Genomic DNA, 18,105 nt, shown 5'->3' on the forward strand with positions numbered 1-18,105 from the left:
CGTCCACGACCGCACGCGCGGTGGCCGTGGACGGGCCGAAGCCGTCAGGCGGCGTCGGAACCGGCCTCACCGGGACGGTGCCGGCCGTGCAGCATCAGGTAGAACGTCCGCACCGACTCCCGCGAGCCGTACGCGAAGCGGTTGGCCACTCTGCCCAGCGGATTCCACACGCGCCCGTCGGGCATCCGCACACCCACCGGCTGCCCGAACCGCTCGCACTGCCCGGCGTCGAAGTCCACCCAGACGGCCCCGGCCTGCCGGACCATCACCTCCCCCAGGTATCCGCCCAGACCGAACAGGACCTCCGCCACACGTCCGGCGGGCTCCGCACCCTGGCGGCGCATGCCCTCGATCACCGCGTCCACGATGCGCAGACTGTTCACCGAGTAGTCCAGGGGCAGCCGGTGCCCGGCCCTCCCCGACGTCAGGTCCGTGACGAAGTGCGCCACATGCCCGCGCATCCTTCCGGCCGTGGGTCTCGCCGTGGTCTCCGTGCCCATGAGCGTCTCCCCTCGCGTTCGGCTCGGCAGCGGGCGGCGGCACCCCGGACGCCGCCCGGGGAGGGATCCACCCTCCCCCTCTCACCCAGCGCCGCCGCATACTGCCTGGTCACGCCCTCACGGTGTGGCGGTATTCACGTTTACGCGGTGTCGGCGAAGCTCCCGTAACCGAGCCGGGGAGAGGAGCCGCACCGCCTTCGCGCCCAGGGGAATTCCACGTGAACTTCAGCCGTACACAACGTCCGCCGGAGCCCGGGCGGTATCGGGGCGCACGCGCCGCGGGCGGCCATGCGGAACCTCACCCCACCCTCCGGGCACCACTTCGGTCCCGGTGCCGACTCCCACGAAACCCCTGGTGGCGACGGGCCTCCCCATGCGGGCCGGTTCCGGTGCGGGCGGCGGCCGCCGCCCGCACCGGAACCGGTGGCCGCCCGCTCCCACACCGCCCCAGCGCACCGCTATGCCCCTTTTCGGGCTTTTCTCTTCACGAATGACGCACGGTGACGCCCTGGGGTATAACCGGCCCGTCCGACAGTGGACGGAAGGCCGGCCGCACCCCGATCCGCCGTGCGTACCGGTCGCGGTGCCGCCGCTGCCCTGGCCCGGGGCTCGTCATCGCGTCCCGGCAACGGCAGGGCGTGCCGCGGGCCGTCAGGGCGGAAGCCGCCGGCGACCACAGCGCCCGGCGCGTACGACGAGTCGTCGCACACGGCCCGTGCCGCTCGTACGGCCGCTCCCGTCCGCTGTCCGCGTCGGGGCCCGAGCCCGCCGACCGCCGAAGGGGCGGAGACAGAGCGGCGGCCACCGGACGCACCGGGATCATCCAGAGGGGGTTTGGAACACGTGGGATCGAACAGAGGCCGCGGCCGCAGGCCGGCGAACATGAAGCGCCGGACCTGGCTGGCGGTCGGCTCCGTCGTGCTCGGGGGGTCGGTGGTGACGGCGGTCGCCGTCGCCACCACCTCGGGCACTTCGGACGAACAGGCCCGCAGCGAGAGGATGCGGCCCGTGGCCGCCTACACCGAGACGTTCCAGGGCGGCGACCCGGGGAAGCGCTCGGTGCCGCGCAAGGACACCCGGCCCTTCTCCATGCTCGGCGTCTCCTGGGAGGACCCGGAGGCCGAACTCGACGGCACCGCCCAGATCCGCACCCGCAGCGCGCAGAGCGGCCAGTGGACGCGGTGGCAGGATCTCGACTTCGACATACGGCCGCCGGAGACCGACGAGGGCCAGGACAGCGGAGTACGTGGAGCCTCCGAGCCCCTGTGGGTCGGCGAGTCCGACGGAGTCGAGGCACGGGTCCTGGCGGAAGGCGGGGAGTCGGCCGAACTGCCCGGCGGACTGCGCCTGGTGATGATCGACCCCGGCGTGCTGGGCGAGGACATCGGCAAGGGCTGGCGCAAGGTCGGCGACATGAACGGGGGCGGGAACTCACAGGAGCCGTCGCAGCAGCCCACCACGGAGCCGACGCCGGAGCCCAGCCAGGGCGAGTCCTCCACGGAGCCGTCCCCCTCCGCCTCCGCCACGGAGGAGCCCGAGCCCAGCCAGGAGCCGTCGCAGCAGCCCACCACGGAGGCTCCCACCGGGGAGCCGAGCCCGGAACCCTCCACCGAACCGACCGGCGAACCCTCCACCGAACCCACCGGGGAGCCGACACCGGAACCCTCCACCGAACCCACCGGGGAGCCGAGCCCGGAACCCTCCACCGACCCGACGCCCACCGGAGAGCCGACACCGGAGCCCTCCACCGAACCCACCGGCGAACCGTCCGCCGACCCCAGCACCGAACCCACCGGTGAGCCGTCCACCACCGCCCCGGCCCCCTCGCCGTCCGAGCCGCAGACGCCGCGGATCGTCAGCCGCGCCCAGTGGGGCGCCGACGAGTCGCTGGTGGAGGACCCGCCCTCCTACATGAGCCGGGTGGACGCCGTCTTCGTCCACCACACCGCCGGCACGAACAGCTACACCTGCACCCAGTCGGCCTCCATCATCCGGGGCATCCTCACCTACCACGTCAAGACCAACGGCTGGAACGACGTCGGCTACAACTTCTTCGTCGACAAGTGCGGCACGATCTTCGAAGGCCGCGCGGGAGGCGTCGACAAGGCGGTCCGGGGCGCCCACACCTACGGCTTCAACGGCAACTCCGCGGGTGTCTCCCTGCTCGGCAACTACGAGGACGGCGGCCGACCCACCCAGGCCGCGCTGGACGCCATCGCCCGGATCTCCGGCTGGAAGCTCGGCCTGTACGGCGCCGACCCGGCCGGCAAGGTGACGCTCACCGCGGCCGCCGACACCGGCGTCTGGAAGAACGGCGAGCGGGCGACGCTGTACCGGATCTCCGGCCACCGTGACGGCTACGCGACCCTTTGCCCGGGAGCGGACCTCTACTCCCAGCTCCCGGCCATCCGCACCAGGGCCGCCTCCTCCTGACCCACTCCCACGACTGACCGGAAACAGGACCGGCCGCCCCGTACACCGGGGCGGCCGGTCCCGTACTCACCCCCTGCTCAGCCGGCGGCAGTCCCGGCGAGCTTGTCCACCTGCGCGGTGACGATGTCCCGCGGCACCGAAGCGCCCGACGGCGACTTGATGTTCAGGCTCATGAACTGCGCCAGCGACGTCCCGGAGCGCACCACCACGAAGTGCATCGGCACCTCGGTGCCCTCCGCCTCGCCCACCAGCCGTACCGCGACCGCCTCGTCACCGCTCCCGGGCGCCTCGATCTCCTCCACGGCCGTGTAGCGGACCGTCTCCCCGCCGTTGTTGCCCGAGGTGGTGAAACCGTCGCCGCACGCCTCGATCGCCGACCGCACGCCCTCCACCGTCCGGGCCGCGCCGTCGCCGTCGTAGGACAGCAGCGACACCGTCACGATCCTCCCGGCCGTCTCCTGCCCCGTCCCGGCGAACCCCTGGGCGGCGAACGCCCGCGCCCGGGGCGTACGTCCGGTGCCGTAGGCGGTCAGGTCGGCCAGCGGCCGGCACTCGTCCCGGTCCGCCTTCGGCGTCAGCGACTCCTGATCGGCGGCGGCGACCTGATAGCCCTTCACCTCGCCGTCGGTGAGCAGCGCCTCCTTCAGCGCCGCCTCGTCGAGGACCGGCCCCGCGGCCTTCCCGTCCTGCTCCCCCGCCTCCGGCGACGCGCTGCTCCCGCTCCCCGGCCGCTTCTCCGCGTCCTTACCGGAGGCGTCGTCCGAACCACCGCACGCCGCCGTGAGCGCCAGCAGCGGCGCCACCATCGCGGCCGCCAGGAGGACTCTGCTCTTCCCCACCGAACTTCCCATCTCCCGTTGTACGTTCACCGTGGAGCACACACGCGGGAATCCACCGCCGAGGCGGCCCCGTACGATCACCGGCCACCGCCCGGCGGAACATCCGCCGCCCCGTGCTCCACGGTCGGCACACGCTGTCACACCGTCGGAGGACCGGACAAGCGGCCGCGCCCGCGTACCCCGCCCGCCCGGTTCAGATCCGGTTCAGAAGCGCGGCTTTCCCGTGCGCCGCTCCAGGGCGGAGCGGAAGTGGTGGAACCGCCGCTGGTCCGGATCGGCGAACTCCAGCACGTCCAGCGCGGCCTCCGCCTCACCGCGGCGCGCCTCTCCGGCCACCAGGTAGCCCAGGACGCTCAGTCGTACCGCGCCGCCTCCACCTGCCACGCCTTCACAGCCTCCTCCCGTTCCATGGTCCTTCGCGAGCGGAGAGCACTCCGGACACGAAATTCCCAGGCGAGTAGAGGCCTTGGCGGACTGGACGAATCTCTTTCTCCCGAAGGATCTCCCCCAGACCATCCCCCAGGGCGGCGTCGTTCAGGCGGTGTGTCCGGGCCGGCAGCGCTTCAGGAGTTGGAGCAGGAGCGCGGGGTGGTCGCCGGGGCTGACGCGGAGGCAGGCACGACTCCCGGTGGTCATGAGGTGTCGAGTCCCTGATCACCGCGACGGAAGACCGTGCCTGCCCGCTCATCATCGCTCATCCCAGCCTCTCTGAGCCAACTCACCGACGCCGCACCGACCGCCCCCGATGAGTTGGTCAACGCTGACCTCGAGCACAGCCTGCCCAAGCAGCACCGGGCCCGGAACCAGGCCGAACTCGCCGCCTCTTCCGCAGACGCCGGCGCCAGCCGCACACCGCGCGCGGATATTCGGCGGCCCGCACGTTCGCTGCGTCTTCGTACAGGACCCTTCGAGTCTCGGATCAAGAGCGCGGTGGCACCCCTTCATAGAAGGGGTGCCACCGCGCTCTCTCAGGGCAGGAACTCCCAGAACGGCCCGTCAGGCGCGAGGTTGCGGGAACACAACGTCACGTCCCTACCCTTGAGATAAGCCAGCAACCACTCACTGAACGTCATCTCATAGAGAGTCCAGGCCGGACTGTCGAACTCCTGTACCACGACGCGCCAGGGCGACGAAGGGGTGTCGGGAACGCACAGGAAAACCATCTCACCCGTCGTGGCCGTCGCCACCGGCATCAATTCGCCGGGGTTCGCCCCCACCGGACTCGGCAGAAATTCCGCCATGTCCTCTTCACGCCAGAAGTCGAGGTCACCCCTGATCGTTTTTCCCAGGTTGTGCAGAAGGTGGCTGGCGGGATGCTCCAGATACAACTGTCCGTTGATCTCGATCGAACCGTAGGCGTCCACGATCTCACGGAAGTCCGTAGGAAATTCGATACCGAGCTCCTGCTCCAGTTCGATCCACGGCGCCGGATCCGACCAGTTGAACCGAGGTTCACCCAGCAGGGTTTGTATCTCTGCAAGCGCTGCCACCACTACGCTCCTTCTAGCACTTCGAGCCGATGCCGGTCGGAGAGTTGACCGCCGTGCACGAGAAAGAGTCCACGATATTTCCCTGGGGTCCGTATGCAGTCATTCCCACCTGGACGGATGTAGGAACAGCAGAATGCGGATCTCCGTAGACAGGAACGACCGACATGATCAGCTTGTTGTTCCCAGTCAAGTGCTTCCACCCGAAGCGTTCCAGCTTGCTGGTCATCCTTCTGTTTGCACCGCCGTGCAAAGCCACCAGGTTTCGGACATCCTGGCCGGTGCCCTTCCCCCGGTAGCCTATCAAGTGGCCGGCTTGCGGATCTCCGCCTCCTGCCGCGATTTCCCCATTCCGTCCGGCTTGACGGACGGCTCGCATTCGGGGCACCTCGGCAGACCACCCGCCCCGGTGCGCGACCTGCGGTCACTCTTGGTGAGGAACGCAAAGGCGCCGGTTGCCCTGCAGCCCTTCTTGCCCTGGTGGTTCGTGTGCTCCTCCAGTCCTCCGTAGATCCGTCCTCCGTCGATCAGAGGCAGCGGGTTGCAGGAGGCGCTGTCGGTGTCGGTGCCCCGCGGTGCGGGCCTGGGCGCGGGGCACGGCGTCGGCTGCGGGGTCAGGGCTCCGTCAAGTTCCCTGTAGGTGCGTAGAGTTGACGATCGCGCCTGGTGAGGGCGGGTAGCAGTACAGGCACGGGGGTTCGTGATCATTGTGGTGACTAAGCCAGATGATCACGAGGATGTCCCGTGCCTGCCGTTGTATCTTCCCCTATCCCCGCCGTGCTCGCGAAGCTGGGTCCGCTGGACGCGGACCGGATCGCTGACCTGCGCCCCTACCTCGAGTCGGTGCCCGATCCGCGCTCACGCCGGAGCCGCTGGTACTCGCTGACGGCGATCTTGCTGGTGTGTGCCTGCGCGGTCATCGGTGACGCGAAGAGCATCGAGGAGATCGCCGAGGCCGGCGAGCGGGCTACGACCACGCTGCTGGCAGCCCTCGGGATCCGCCGTCACCCGCTCGGCTGGCGGCGCAGCCCGAAGCCGGTCACCATCGGACGCATCCTTCAGGCGCTGGACGGTGATGCCCTGGACCAGGCGGTGGGCGCCTATCTCGCCGACCGGCACCGCGAAGTCGCGTCGGACGGCAGACCCTCGGCCCAGGTCCGGCGGGTCATCGCCGTGGACGGCAAAGCGCTGAAGGGCTCGGCCCGCCTGGACGCGCCGCGCCGTCACCTCCTCTCGGCGGTCACGCACACACCCGTTGCCACCCTGGCCCAGGTCGAGGTCGGGGGGAAGACGAACGAGACGCGGCACTTCAAGCCGCTGCTGGCGCCGCTCGACCTCGCGGACACGGTGGTCACCTTCGATGCCCTGCACTCGGTAAAGGCCAACATCACCTGGCTGGTCGAGGCGGAGAAGGCCCACTACATCGCGGTCATCAAGTCCAACCAGCCCCTCGCATACGCCCAGCTCGACGCCCTGCCCTGGACATCGATCGCCATTCAGCACACCGCCTCCCGCACCGCCCACGGACGGCGCGAGTCCCGGTCGATCAAGACCTGTTCCATCGCCGGCAACCTCGGCGGGATCGCCTTCCCCCACGCGGCCCTGGCCATCCGCGTCCACCGCCGCCGCAAGCCCACCGGCAAGCCCGAGAGTCGCGAGAGTGTCTACGCCGTCACCAGCCTCGACACCCACCAGGCCACCCCCGCCGACCTCGCCGCCGCCATCCGCGGACACTGGGGAATCGAAAATTCCTCCCACCACATCAGAGATGTCACCTTCGCCGAGGACGCCTCAACCGTTCACGCCGGGAACGCGCCCCGCGTCATGGCCGGCTTCCGCAACCTCGCCATCGGCACCCTGAAGCTCCTCGGGGCCGACAACGTAGCCAAGACCACCCGCGCCATCCGCCACGAACCCGAACGGGCACTCACGATCCTGGGCATCACCAACAAGCCCCACACTTACGGAACTTGATCAAGCCCTGCTGACGAACCCGGACACAAGATCACTTCTCAAAGACCTTGCCACGGAGGCTGCGACTGCGACTGACCAAAACAAACATAGTTCCGATATCCAAAATTATGGCACAGGTCAGCCGTGACACAGAAGCTTCACTAGGATCACGTTCGAATCCAAGTTTTCCAGATAGCCGAGGGGATTCCTTTCATACCTCCATCCATCTCGCATATGTGGACAGAGTTCAGGGGATACACAGGCGCCATGCACAGGGTTTCCTCTCTCGATCCACCAGCCGTCAAGCGTCAACAGATTCGAATTCCATTCGTCCCAGGAATCCGAAACGCGAAGCATCCCCTTAGGCCCCCCGGCACATCTGCCCGGCAGGCTCGGAAGGATCTTTCCATCGTAGCGAGGGAAATCATGAATGAGCCTAGGATCATCTTCGAATCCAGGGACGATCAAGAATCCCGTTGCGTCGCTACCACCGCGAATCGTCCATCGATCCCATATTTCTCGCCATTCAAAACCAGAATACATCTCAAAGGGAGCGAGGGAATCCCTTAGCAAGGCTTCAAGTTTCTCTTCGGCGCCCGCAGGCAAGCACGCCACTACTCTAATCCCCGCCATCTTATCCTCCTTGTCGAAATTGGAAAAGTTGAAATAGCGACGGATGCCACCGCTGGACCACGGTCCAGCGGTGGCATCTAACTCGTTACGCCAAATTCACTCACGCGCAGTATTTCGTCGTAGGATCGCACACCGAACTTCTCGGAGGGGGGCCGTATGTGTCGAGAACTCCCCACGGGTCGATGACATCTTCGCCCATCTCTCGAAGCCCGCCCCAGAAGCCGAAGCTGCGGAAGTAGCTGTTGGCTTGCGCGAGGGGCATGAGGCTGCCCACCACGCCCAGCGCATGGAAACCCCGCATCCTTGGGCTCATTCGTTGCACATTAGGGCCACCGGTCACGGAGCTGAAAACTCTCCCACTATCGAACCCGCTGCCTGAGTGAATCACTCTAACGCGGGAATCGTTCTTGAAGCGTTCTGCCACCGCCTCAGCCTGAGCCTCGGTCTTCGCGACAAAAATAACGTTGTTCGCCTGCTTTTTCTTGTTCGGGTCCATCTTGTTGCTTATGGTCGATGCGATCATGTCGACGCTCTGACTCGCCTTGGCTCCTGTGGCGTCGTAATCCTGTACGTCTACTATTTCTCCATTGACCCAAGATACTCTGATCATGTCGGAGCTTGTCGATGGCGGTGAACTCGGAGGTGTCGTCTGCGCCGTAGGCGGTGTAGCTGTAGAGGCCGTCCTCGGTGGTGTCACCGGTGTTCTGCTTGGCCTGGGGGAGGTGCTGGCCTCCCAGGTCCCCTCCACCTTCAGCCAATAACAGGAGTCGACCCGATATGCAGCCAGCCTGCCTGCCGGGTCGACTCCTTAAATTATGATTTTTTAGGACGCGCACACCAGCTTTAGATAGACTCTGACGGCATCCCGCTCCAGGTCCACAACGCTAATGTCGATTGAGTTATCACACCCTCCAACTCTGTTCACGTATATACCAGACTCGACGGGAAGACCTTCCGGCACCTGTTCCCACTGTCTTTTCTGCTCCAGTGAGTCGACTTCAACCAATGGGACCGTTGACCTGCTTGACTTCTTAATGAACTGCTTCAGCCCCGCTTTGGATGTTTCGAAGCGCATTTCTCCGGCGGAACCAGACCAGCTCTCTTGATCGCAAAATCGAAGTTCCTTTATTTCTGCGGGCAGAACCAATCCGTAAACTCGCTGAATCTCCTCAAGGCCTCGTCCGTCGATGCACCCGTCGTACATCCTGGCATCCGAAACCTCCGCAGAAACTTCGTAGCTTCCTCCGTGTTCACTCTGGGAACATCCTGTAGTGAATGCGAGAAAAGCCATCAAAGAAACAATTGCCGCCACCTTCCCTGGGGTCCATGAAGTCACTTTCTCGCTCCCTTCGTCCATCTAAAAAGTGTGAAGCGTGCTGGTGCCGACCATGTCGTACTCCCTCGCATATCCATGTTCATGCAGGTCAAGAAATTGTCCGAGGTCGAGTTCCATGCCTACGACCGGGATAGGGGCGGTCTTGCCCCTGTCGAAATTCCACCCCTTGAACAAGTCCACCTGATAGTTGACTGTAACGTCATCACTGTTCACGGTTACCGACGCGCTAATCCGGTACTTAACGTTCCCGATGGCGTTCTTCGCATCTAGCCCCGAGAAGGTAGCAGGAAGCCAGCCGCTGTCCGCCAAGAAGGTGCAGCTTTCATCGGCCGAACATTTCTCCGCAGCTTCTCCTCTCCACTCCTTGAGGCGCTTCTCTACGCTGCCTTCCAACCCTTTGTCCTCAAGCAATTCATCCACCATCGCGCTGTCGAGTCGGTACTGCTCTCCACTCGCGCCGCGGTAATGCTTCCACAGCTCACATGACAACTCCAGGTCAGCGGCACAGGCGCCCTTCGTGAGGTCATCGTAGAGAGTGAGAGCATGCGAGATACTGGGGTTAAGGAAGTCCATCCAGCTGGACTTGGAGTCGAAGGCACCGCCTTCGTGGGGAGTGTCCGGACTGTCGCTGCCTGGTTTGGTGAGGCTTTCCGGCACGCTGACGTCCCAGCCGCCGGCGCTGTTCATGGTGCAGCTGTAGCCGGCTTGGTCGCATTCGGCGAGGCGGTGGCCGTCGAGTTCGATGCGGCTGATGGGGTTGCCGCCGGTGAAGGCGTAGCGGTTGGCGGTGAAGGGGTCGGTGCCCAGGTGCATGTCGGCGAGGGCGCCGGTGTACATGTCGCGGGTGGTGAAGCGGTTCAGGCCGGGGCTGTAGTCGCGGAAGCCCATGTCGTAGGTGCCGGTGGCGGAGTCCCAGCGCTTGGCGTTGTATCGGTAGGGGTTGTACGGCTCCTTGGTGGGGTCGGTGGGGTCGGGCTTGTCGATGCCGGTGAACTCGGAGGTGTCGTTGGAGCCGTAGGCGGTGTAGCCGTAGGTGGCCTGGGTGTCGCCGGTGGCGTCGGTGAGGGTCTCGACGTCGGTGTGGGCGTTGTAGCCGTAGAACCCGTCCTCGGCCGTGCCGTCGGCGTGGTGTGTGGTCTGGGACAGGCGCTGGCCCCAGGGGCTGTACTGGTAGGACTTGGTGACCTGGCCGGCGACCTCCTCGTCCAGTACCTCGCCGGACAGGCCGAGGTAGTCGAAGTCGGTGGTGGTGCCGTCGGCGGTCTTGGAGGCGGTGCGCTCCAGCGGGTCGTAGGTGTAGGTGGTGGTCTTCCGCGCGCCGGTGTCGTCGAGCTTGGTGTGCTCGGTGACGTGGTCGAAGCCGTCGTAGGTCTTGGACTCGATGATCTGGCCGCCGGAGGTGACCGAGCTCAGCCGGCCGAACGGGTCGTAGTCGTAGGAGGCGGTCGAGCTGTCGGCGGTGGCGCTCAGCAGCCGGTTGCGGTCGTAGGCGTAGGTGGTGGTGGTGCCGCCCACGGTCTGGCTGATGACGTTGGCGTTGGCGTCGTGGACGTAGGTGTCGGTGCCGGCGCCGTTGCCGGTCTTGACCGACTTGGCGAGCCGGTCGGCCGGGTCGTAGGTGTAGTCGGTGGTCGAGGAGAGGTACGCCGAGTGGTCGTCGGCGTTCATCTTCTTCGCCACGTCCCGCGCCTTGTTGCCGTTGGGGTCGTAGGCGTAGGTGTGGGAGGAGACCAGGGTGCCGCCCGCCTTCTTCTCCACCTGGGTCTTCAGCGCGCCGTCGAGGAAGTAGGTGTGGTCGACGGTGTTGCCGTTGTCCTTGGTCTCGCGCAGCTTCTGGCCGCGAGGGGTGTAGGTGAAGGTGGTGACCTTGGGGTCGGTGTCGAGGGGGCTGGTTGCGACGGAGACCTCGTCGACCAGGTCGCGGATGTCGTAGCCGTAGGCGGAGTACTGGTCGGGGTTGGTCAGCGTCTTGGCCAGGCCGTTGGGGTCGTAGGTGTAGGAGGTGGTCTCCTTGACCGTGCCCGCGGCCAGTTCCTCGACCTGGTGGACCTGGTTGAGGCCGGTGTAGGCGATCCGGTAGGTGTCGATGTCGGCGCCGGAGGAGCCGTCGGTGATCTGGGTGAGGTTGCCGTTGGCGTCGTAGGTGTAGGAGAAGTCGCGCTGTTCGGTGTCGGTCTCGCCGCTGGTGTCGCGCACCAGCTTCACCGCGTCGGCGACGACCGTGCCGCCGTCGTTCTCGGACAGTTCCAGCTTGGCGTCGTTGCCCTGGGTGAAGGTGTGGGAGCCCAGGGAGACCCAGGTGCCGGCGCCGGTGGTCTGGTCGACCGTCGCCTCGGTGGTGCCCGAGGCGTGGGTGACGGTGTAGGTCGCGGAGGTGGCCGCGCCCGCCGTCTGCGGGTACTTCACGTAGGCGGTGTAGGTGCCGTCGGCGGGGATGTTGAGGGTCCAGGTGAAGGCGTCCGTGCCGGTGCCGGCCGTGTGGACGGCGTGGTCGTAGCCCTGCTGGCCGTCGGCGTCCGCCGTGGTCCAGGTGCCGGTGGAGTCGGTGTTGTGGGTGTCGGAGTTGTCGACCAGCACCACGTGCTTGCCGACCGGCACGCCGTCGTCGGTGCGGGACTTCAGCTTGCCGTCGGGGTAGTAGCCCCAGCCCATCGTGCGGGAGGAGGAGCCTCCGGCCGAGGTGAGGGTGCGGGCGGTCTGCAGGCCCAGGTCGTTGTAGTCGTAGGTGGTGGTGATGTCCCACGGGTCGGTGGAGGACTCCACCAGGCCGTGGTCGTAGTAGGTGTAGGTGGTGGTGTTGCGGACCGACTGCCCCTGGGAGGGCGGCAGGGAGGTCGACGTCACCCGGCCGACCGCGTCGTACACCGTCTCGGTGTAGACGTTGGGGTCGTTGTAGCGGAAGTCGTCCGGGTCGTACGGCTGGAACTGCTTGACCGGCCGGTTCAGCGCGTCGTACTCGGTCCGGGCGGTGAAGGCCTCCGTCGTCCCGGCCGCCACGGCCCGCGGGGTGATCACCTTGGTGCGGTTGCCGACCTCGTCGTACTCGTACTTCGTCGTGCGGTAGGTGATCGTGCCCGAGGCGTCCTTGGTGTGCGGGACCTTGACCTCGGTGGTCATGCCGCGCTCGTCGTAGGTGACGAGCGTGGTGTTGTTCTCGGCGTCCGTGGTGGAGACGACCAGGGAGTCCTTGTCGTACGCGCGCGAGGTGGTGTGGCCGGCCGCGTCCGTGACCGTGGTGACGCGGTGGTTGAGGTCGTAGGTGTAGGCGGTGGTGAAGTCGCCGGTATCGGCGCTGGCGTTCTTCTTCGGGTCGGTGACCTTCACCAGATTGCCGACGTCGTCGTAGCTGTAGCTGATCTTGTCGCCCGCCGCGTTGACCACGGAGGTGAGCTGGTAGATCGCGTCGTAGGCGTGGGTGGTGGTGTAGTCGCCGGCTGTGGTGGTCAGGTTGCCCTTGGGCTCGGTGGTCGTCAGGAGGTTGCCGACCTTGTCGTAGGCGTAGGTCGTCCTGCGCTCGTTTGAGGTGTCGGTGTCCTTCGGCGCGGTGGCCGAGGTGAGCTGGTCGGCGCTGTCGTAGACGGCCGTGGAGACCGCCCCGTTGGGCGCGGTGGACTCGGTGATGTTGTCGTTGGCGTCGTAGACCGGGGCCGGGGTGGTGATCAGCTCACCGGCGTCCTGGTCCTTGGGCACGGTGGAGACCAGCGGACGCCCGAAGACGTCGTAGGTCTGCGTGGTGGTCTTGCCCAGCGCGTCGGTGCTCTCCAGCACCTGCCCGCGCTCGTCGTAGACGAACGAGGTGGTCTTCTCCAGCGCGTCGGTGATCAGCGCCGGGTAGCCGGTCGGGCCGAACTCGCCGTGGGTGGTGGTGTTGCCGCCTGCGTCGGTGGCCGTCTTCAGCCGGCCGTGGGTGTCGTAGGTGTAGGTGGTGGTGTAGTCGTCGGTGGTGGTGGTGGCGGTGCCCTTGGGGTCGGTGACCGAGGCCAGGTTGCCGAAGGTGTCGTGGCCGAACTGCCAGGTCCGGCCCTCCGGGGAGACCTTGCGCCACAGGTCGGCCACATGGCCGTCCAGCGAGGTGGCGTACTCCATCGTCGTGCCCGGGGTGCCGGCCGCGTTGGCCTCGGCGTCCTTGGTTTCGGTGGGGTAGCCGGTCTTGGGGTCGTAGGCGTAGGTGGTGACGGCGCCGTTGTTCTCCTCCAGGCGCGTGACGTTGTTGTCCGCGTCCCAGGACAGCTTGGTGGTCTGGGACTTGGCGTTGGTCACCTGGGTGGGGCGGCCGTAGCCGTCCTGGAGGTAGGTGGAGGCGTTGCCCTCCGCGTCCGTCACCCGGGCTTCGATGAACGAGCCCGCGGTGCCGTCGGGGTCGGTGTAGACGAAGCCGGTGTCATACCCGAGGCGGTCGGTGATGGTCTGCGCCGCCCAGTGGAACTTCGGGTCGTCCCCCTCGCTGGGGTCGTAGTAGTCAAGCGAGGTGGCGTTGCCGCGCGGGTCGGTGACCTTGACCAGCTTGACGTTCTTGTTGCCCTGCGTGGCGTCGTAGGTGAAGCGGAAGACCTTCGGCTGCGCGCTGCCGGCGCCGTCGGTCAGCTCCCCCAGCAGGCCCTTGTCGCTGTAGACGAAGGTCAGCTTCCGCCCGGAGACGTCCGTGATCGACGCGATGTGGTCGATGATCTTCGGGCTGGTCAGCTTGGTGCCGGACCGCTTGGCGCCGGCGTCGTCGATGTAGGGGTAGTCCTGGCCCTTGTCGTAGTAGTCGACCGTCAGGGTCTGCCGGCCGGCCGGGTCGGTGATGTACTTGAGGAACTTGACCGGCTTGTTGTTGGAGCGGCGCTCCTCGTAGGTATAGGTCTGGGTGTTGCCGTTCTTGTCGGTGATCGCCGACAGGTAGCCGTCGCAGTCGAAGGAGAACACCGTGCGGTCCGGCCGCGTCATCGACCAGGCCCGCGGGTCACCGTCGGCCGACGGCTTGCAGTCCACGCCCTCCTTCTGCTGGAGCAGGTAGTGCACCCCGGCCGGGGCCTTCCAGGTGCCGTCCGTCTGCTTGCGGAAGGTGTGCGCGGTGCCGTCACCGTCGGGCAGCGTCACCGTGGTCGGGTCGGGGTTGGGGTGGAAGTCCAGCGCCGCGCCCGAGCGGATCGGGGCCGCGAGCTGCGCCGACCAGCCGTGGCCGAGGACGGTGTCGGAGGTGTCCAGGGAGTTGTAGGAGAACCGGGCGAAGGTGGACAGGCCGCGTCCGGGGTTGGAGAAGGCGTTGTAGGACCAGACGTTGTTGCCGGCGTACAGGTTGTTCATCACCGTGGAGCCGGCGCCGGTGTTCTTGCCCGCGTAGGAGTAGAACTTCTCCAGGCCGAGCTGGTTGGATGTCGGGTCCTCCACCGCCACATGCTGGGCCAGGCCGGGGACGCCTCCGCCGTCGGACTCCCAGGCGCCGGTGGTCTTGTTCCGCACGTCCCAGGTGAGCACGTGGTCCAGGCGCTTGTTGCCGGAGTCGGAGTTGATCGGCGCCTTGACCTGCGCCCGCACCGTCACCGACTCGCCCGGGGCGAGGTCCCTCGGCAGGGCGGTGGCGATCTGGTTGCCGCCGGTGGTGACGTCGGTGCCGTCCGGCAGCGCCCAGCGGTAGGACAGCTCGTGTCCGGTCGCCGTCCACTCCGAGCCGGTGGTGTTGGTGACCGTCACCTCGACGGTGTCGGTGTCACCGGGGATCATCCGCGACGGCGTCTGCGGCGCGTGGTAGGTCTTCTCGGCGGTGGAGTCGACGTAGATGACGCGGATCAGCGGACGCAGCTGCGGGTCGGCGGCCTCCGCCGACAGGAACAGGCTGCGTTCCTGCGGGCCGGTGGAGGACTCGTCGGCGAGCTTGAGCATCGCGCCCTTGTTGGCGGCCGGATCGCTCACCCAGCCCTGCGTCATCGAGGTGGCGTCCCACCAGTGGCGTCCGACGTCGTTGCTCCACTGCGCCGTGGTGTCGGAGACGGCGGAGCCGTAGTCACCGCCCGGCCTGCTCCAGGCGGTGGAGGAGGACGCCTTGTTCCAGGTGGCGGTGGTCTCGTCGAAGGTCCGGTTCAGCGGGCGCAGTTCGTAGACCGCCCCGTTGCTGCCGGTGGTCGTCTGCGAGGCCCACAGGAACAGCCTGGACTCCAGCACGGTGGCGCTGGTGGGGATGTCGGAGGTCGGGAACTTCAGCACCGAGCGGGTGGTGCCGTAGGTGGCGGAGTTGTTGCCGACGCTCAGCCACTTCTGGCCGACCCCCCAGGACTCGATGGTGTCCTGGTTGGTGTCCGGCTGGGCGCTGGAGAGGGTGGTGTCGCTCTGCCCGGCCTGGATGAGCCTCATCGTGCGGCCGGCCTTGGGGATGCCCACGACCCGGGTGGGCGAGCCGAGCAGCTCACCGCTCTTGGTCTTGACCGCGATCTGGTAGTAGTACGACCGCCCGATCTCGTCCGCGTGGTCGGCGGGTGTCGGGGTCGCGGTGGTGTCCGTGAAGGACGTGACCGCCTTGTCCACCGGTGCGACCAGGGTGGCCGCCGACGGGGTGAAGGTCTGCTGGGTGGAGCGGTGCAGCTGGTACTCCACGATGTCCAGACCGGAGTCGCCGCTGGTGTTCTTGTACGCCTTCCAGTGCAGCTCCGGGCCGGTGCCGTGCACCACGGTCGGGGAGTCCAGCGCGGTGCCGGTCCTGCCCCAGGTGACCGTCAGCCGCGGGTAGGTCGAGGTCTCGCCGCCGTAGTAGCCGTCGGCCGCCTCGTAGCGGGGGCCGCCCAGCGGGCCGGAGGAGGACTCGTCCCGCGCCTTGATCACGAAGCCGTGGTTGGCCGCGGTGCCCGAGACCCACTTCTGCACGGTGTCGGTCACGGGGAACTTGTGCCACTGGTTGTACTCGCCGGTGTTCTTCCAGATCTCGGCCGGGTTCACCAGCCGCACCGCGTCGGCGATGACGGCGGTGGAGGTGGAGGCCGGCCCGTCCCCGAGCACGACCTTGCCGGTGGTGCCCTTGGTGAAGGGAAGCTGCTTGCCGCCGCCCAGCGAGGTCCACTGCCCGCCCGTGCCGGCCGACTGGTCCACGGTGTACGTGGCCGAGCCGTCGCGGTGGGTGACGGTGTAGGGGGCGTTGGTGGCCCGGTCGGTGGCCGCGACGTAGTGGACGTCCACCCGGTAGGTGGCGGTGTCCTCGACCTTCGGCTGCCAGGCGTAGGTGTCCCCGGCCGTGCCGTCCTTGTTGTAGTGGTAGTCGCCGCCGACGGCGTACTGCGTCAGCGTCGAGCCGGACGCGGGCCAGGAGCCGGAGGCGGCCGTGGCCGGGTCGCCGTCGTCGACCTGGACGCTGGTGCCCGACAGCTCACCGACCAGCGAGCTGGTGCTGTCCCAGGTCGCCGTCGACTCGTCCCACGCCCCGGTGGCCCGGTGCACCCGGACGGGCACGTCGGTGCCGCCGGTGGTGTGGGTCTGGTCGAAGTACATCTCCAGGCGGGCGGAGTCGACCTCCACCCCGGCGGGGATCTCGTCCAGCGGGAACTTGATCAGCGAACGGGCGGTGCCGGTGTCGGTCCGGCCGGCCGCCAGCTTCCAGCTGGCGTTGAAGTTCACCGACGGCTGGTCGGACAGGACCATCACGTCCTGCGACTGCGACGGCGTGGGGGCGATGGAGACGGTGGGGTCGATGACCACCGGGTACCGCCGCTCCTCGGCCGCCAGCCAGTCGGCGTCCGGTGTCACCGTCAGCCGCCAGTCGTCGCCGTGGCGGGTGAGCTTCTGGGTGACGTCGTTGCTGTGGACGTATCCGTAGGGCGAGGAGGCGTCCTTGCGCGCGTCGGTCATGTACGCGGCGGGGATCTCCATCACGGGCACGCCGGGGTGCTCGCCGTAGAAGGCGATCGAGCCGTCCTTGCGCGCCTTGGGCGTGAGCTTGTCGACGTCCAGGGTGAAGGTGAACGACACCGGCCCGTCGGGCCGTTCGGCCAGGGTGATGTTCTCCTTCACCCGGCCCGGGCCCACCTCGTAGGACAGGTCGGCTCCGGGCAGGGCGTCCGCATAGGTGACGGTGTCGCCCTCGGCCCTGGGCTTGAGCTTCGCGCCCGTCGCGTCCCGCAGGCCGATCGTCACGCCCTGGCCGGTGTCGTTGGCGAAGCGCATCAGGCGCTTCGGGTCGGAGCCGAACCAGCTGCGGCCGGTGTTGGCGGTGCTGGCGAACTCGAACCCCTTGGCGTCGCTGGGACGCACCGCGGTGTCGATCGGCTTCCACCGGGCCTTCTCGCCGGACCCGGAGCGGTAGGAGGTGGGGACGGCCGACAGTTCGGCCTCGACGCGCCCGTCGGAGAGCTGCCAGAACCGGGCGTGCGCGGTGCGCCTGCCGGTCAGCTCCTTGACGCGCTTCGCCGCCGGTGCCTTCTTCCCCCTGGGCAGCTTCTCGCGGCTGGGCAGCGCCGCCCTGCCGTCGGCGGGCGGCGCTGCCTCGCCGTCGTCCTCGTCGCCGGAGAACCAGTCCGCGACGGTGTCGACGATGCCCTTGCCGCCGTCACCGCCGCCTTCGGACGCCGGGGCCGCGTACGCCACCTGCGGCAGCAGGGTGCCCATGACGGCCGACACGACGAGTCCGGAAAGCAGTCTTCGGTACCGCTTTCTCATCTTGCCGAATTCCTTTCCCGGCCGGTCCCGCGTCTCCCGTGCGCTCACGTACGTGCGGAATGCGGGCAGGCCGAAGCAACCGCCCCGGGAAACAAGGCGGCCTACGGACGGAACATGGCCGTGAAATCGGCGTTACGACGTGGGGAATGGACGACGCACCCCCGGGGGAGCCCCTGGAAAGGGATTCCGCCAAGGAATGCGTCGCCCGCCGGTCACGACGGCTCTCGCAGCCGACGGAGGGTTCTACGCTCATTCTCGATCCCCCGTCAAGCCTGCGGAAATAACGGGCACTTCGCCGGTTC

At 67.4% G+C, this 18,105-nt stretch carries 11 protein-coding genes; 2 read left to right on the plus strand and 9 right to left on the minus strand.

All coding sequences use genetic code 11. From position 1 onward, the window contains the following. Window positions 1-44 precede the first annotated feature (44 nt). Window positions 45-500 (minus strand): hypothetical protein, encoded by a 456-nt coding sequence (locus CUT83_RS02225; RefSeq protein WP_420882453.1) that lies wholly within the window; start codon window positions 498-500, stop codon window positions 45-47. Between the two features lie 882 nt (window positions 501-1,382). Here CUT83_RS02225 and CUT83_RS02230 point away from each other — a divergent pair. Then, entirely contained in the window at window positions 1,383-2,933 is a 1,551-nt protein-coding gene (locus CUT83_RS02230) for an N-acetylmuramoyl-L-alanine amidase (RefSeq protein ID WP_101254173.1), read from the plus strand. 77 nt (window positions 2,934-3,010) lie between these two features. Here CUT83_RS02230 and CUT83_RS02235 read toward each other — a convergent pair whose 3' ends face one another. The 4 genes from CUT83_RS02235 to CUT83_RS31570 form a co-directional block, all read right to left on the minus strand. Continuing rightward, the gene (locus CUT83_RS02235) at window positions 3,011-3,772 is read right to left on the minus strand and encodes a sensor domain-containing protein (protein ID WP_101254174.1); all 762 of its coding nucleotides are present in this window, start codon (window positions 3,770-3,772) and stop codon (window positions 3,011-3,013) included. A 204-nt stretch (window positions 3,773-3,976) separates the two neighbouring features. After that, entirely contained in the window at window positions 3,977-4,156 is a 180-nt protein-coding gene (locus CUT83_RS02240) for a hypothetical protein (RefSeq protein WP_101254175.1), read from the minus strand. 584 nt (window positions 4,157-4,740) lie between these two features. Further along, complete coding sequence (locus CUT83_RS02250; RefSeq protein ID WP_241524762.1) at window positions 4,741-5,262, minus strand: SMI1/KNR4 family protein; 522 nt, start codon at window positions 5,260-5,262, stop codon at window positions 4,741-4,743. A 13-nt stretch (window positions 5,263-5,275) separates the two neighbouring features. Next, window positions 5,276-5,638, minus strand: coding sequence for a DNA/RNA non-specific endonuclease (locus CUT83_RS31570; protein ID WP_101254177.1), 363 nt, complete (start codon window positions 5,636-5,638; stop codon window positions 5,276-5,278). A 398-nt stretch (window positions 5,639-6,036) separates the two neighbouring features. On the opposite strand from CUT83_RS31570, the gene CUT83_RS02260 reads away from it, so the two are divergent. Next, a complete protein-coding gene (locus tag CUT83_RS02260; protein WP_101254178.1) occupies window positions 6,037-7,233 on the plus strand; it encodes an ISAs1 family transposase in 1,197 nt (398 codons plus the stop codon). 117 nt (window positions 7,234-7,350) lie between these two features. On the opposite strand, the gene CUT83_RS29760 is transcribed toward CUT83_RS02260, so the two are convergent. From CUT83_RS29760 to CUT83_RS02270, 4 genes are all read right to left on the minus strand, one after another. Beyond that, the gene (locus tag CUT83_RS29760; RefSeq protein ID WP_143688468.1) at window positions 7,351-7,845 is read right to left on the minus strand and encodes a hypothetical protein; all 495 of its coding nucleotides are present in this window, start codon (window positions 7,843-7,845) and stop codon (window positions 7,351-7,353) included. Window positions 7,846-7,945: 100 nt separating this feature from the next. Then, window positions 7,946-8,368: a hypothetical protein gene (locus CUT83_RS29765; RefSeq protein ID WP_158238957.1), complete on the minus strand. Its 423-nt coding sequence runs from the start codon at window positions 8,366-8,368 to the stop codon at window positions 7,946-7,948. A 300-nt stretch (window positions 8,369-8,668) separates the two neighbouring features. Next, window positions 8,669-9,202, minus strand: coding sequence for a hypothetical protein (locus CUT83_RS29770; RefSeq protein ID WP_143688470.1), 534 nt, complete (start codon window positions 9,200-9,202; stop codon window positions 8,669-8,671). Then, window positions 9,203-17,803, minus strand: coding sequence for a golvesin C-terminal-like domain-containing protein (locus CUT83_RS02270; protein ID WP_240958136.1), 8,601 nt, complete (start codon window positions 17,801-17,803; stop codon window positions 9,203-9,205). It abuts the gene before it with no gap. Between the last annotated feature and the right edge of the window lie 302 nt (window positions 17,804-18,105).

This window comes from Streptomyces barkulensis (assembly GCF_002843305.1).
GTDB classification, from domain to species: Bacteria; Actinomycetota; Actinomycetes; order Streptomycetales; family Streptomycetaceae; genus Streptomyces; species Streptomyces barkulensis.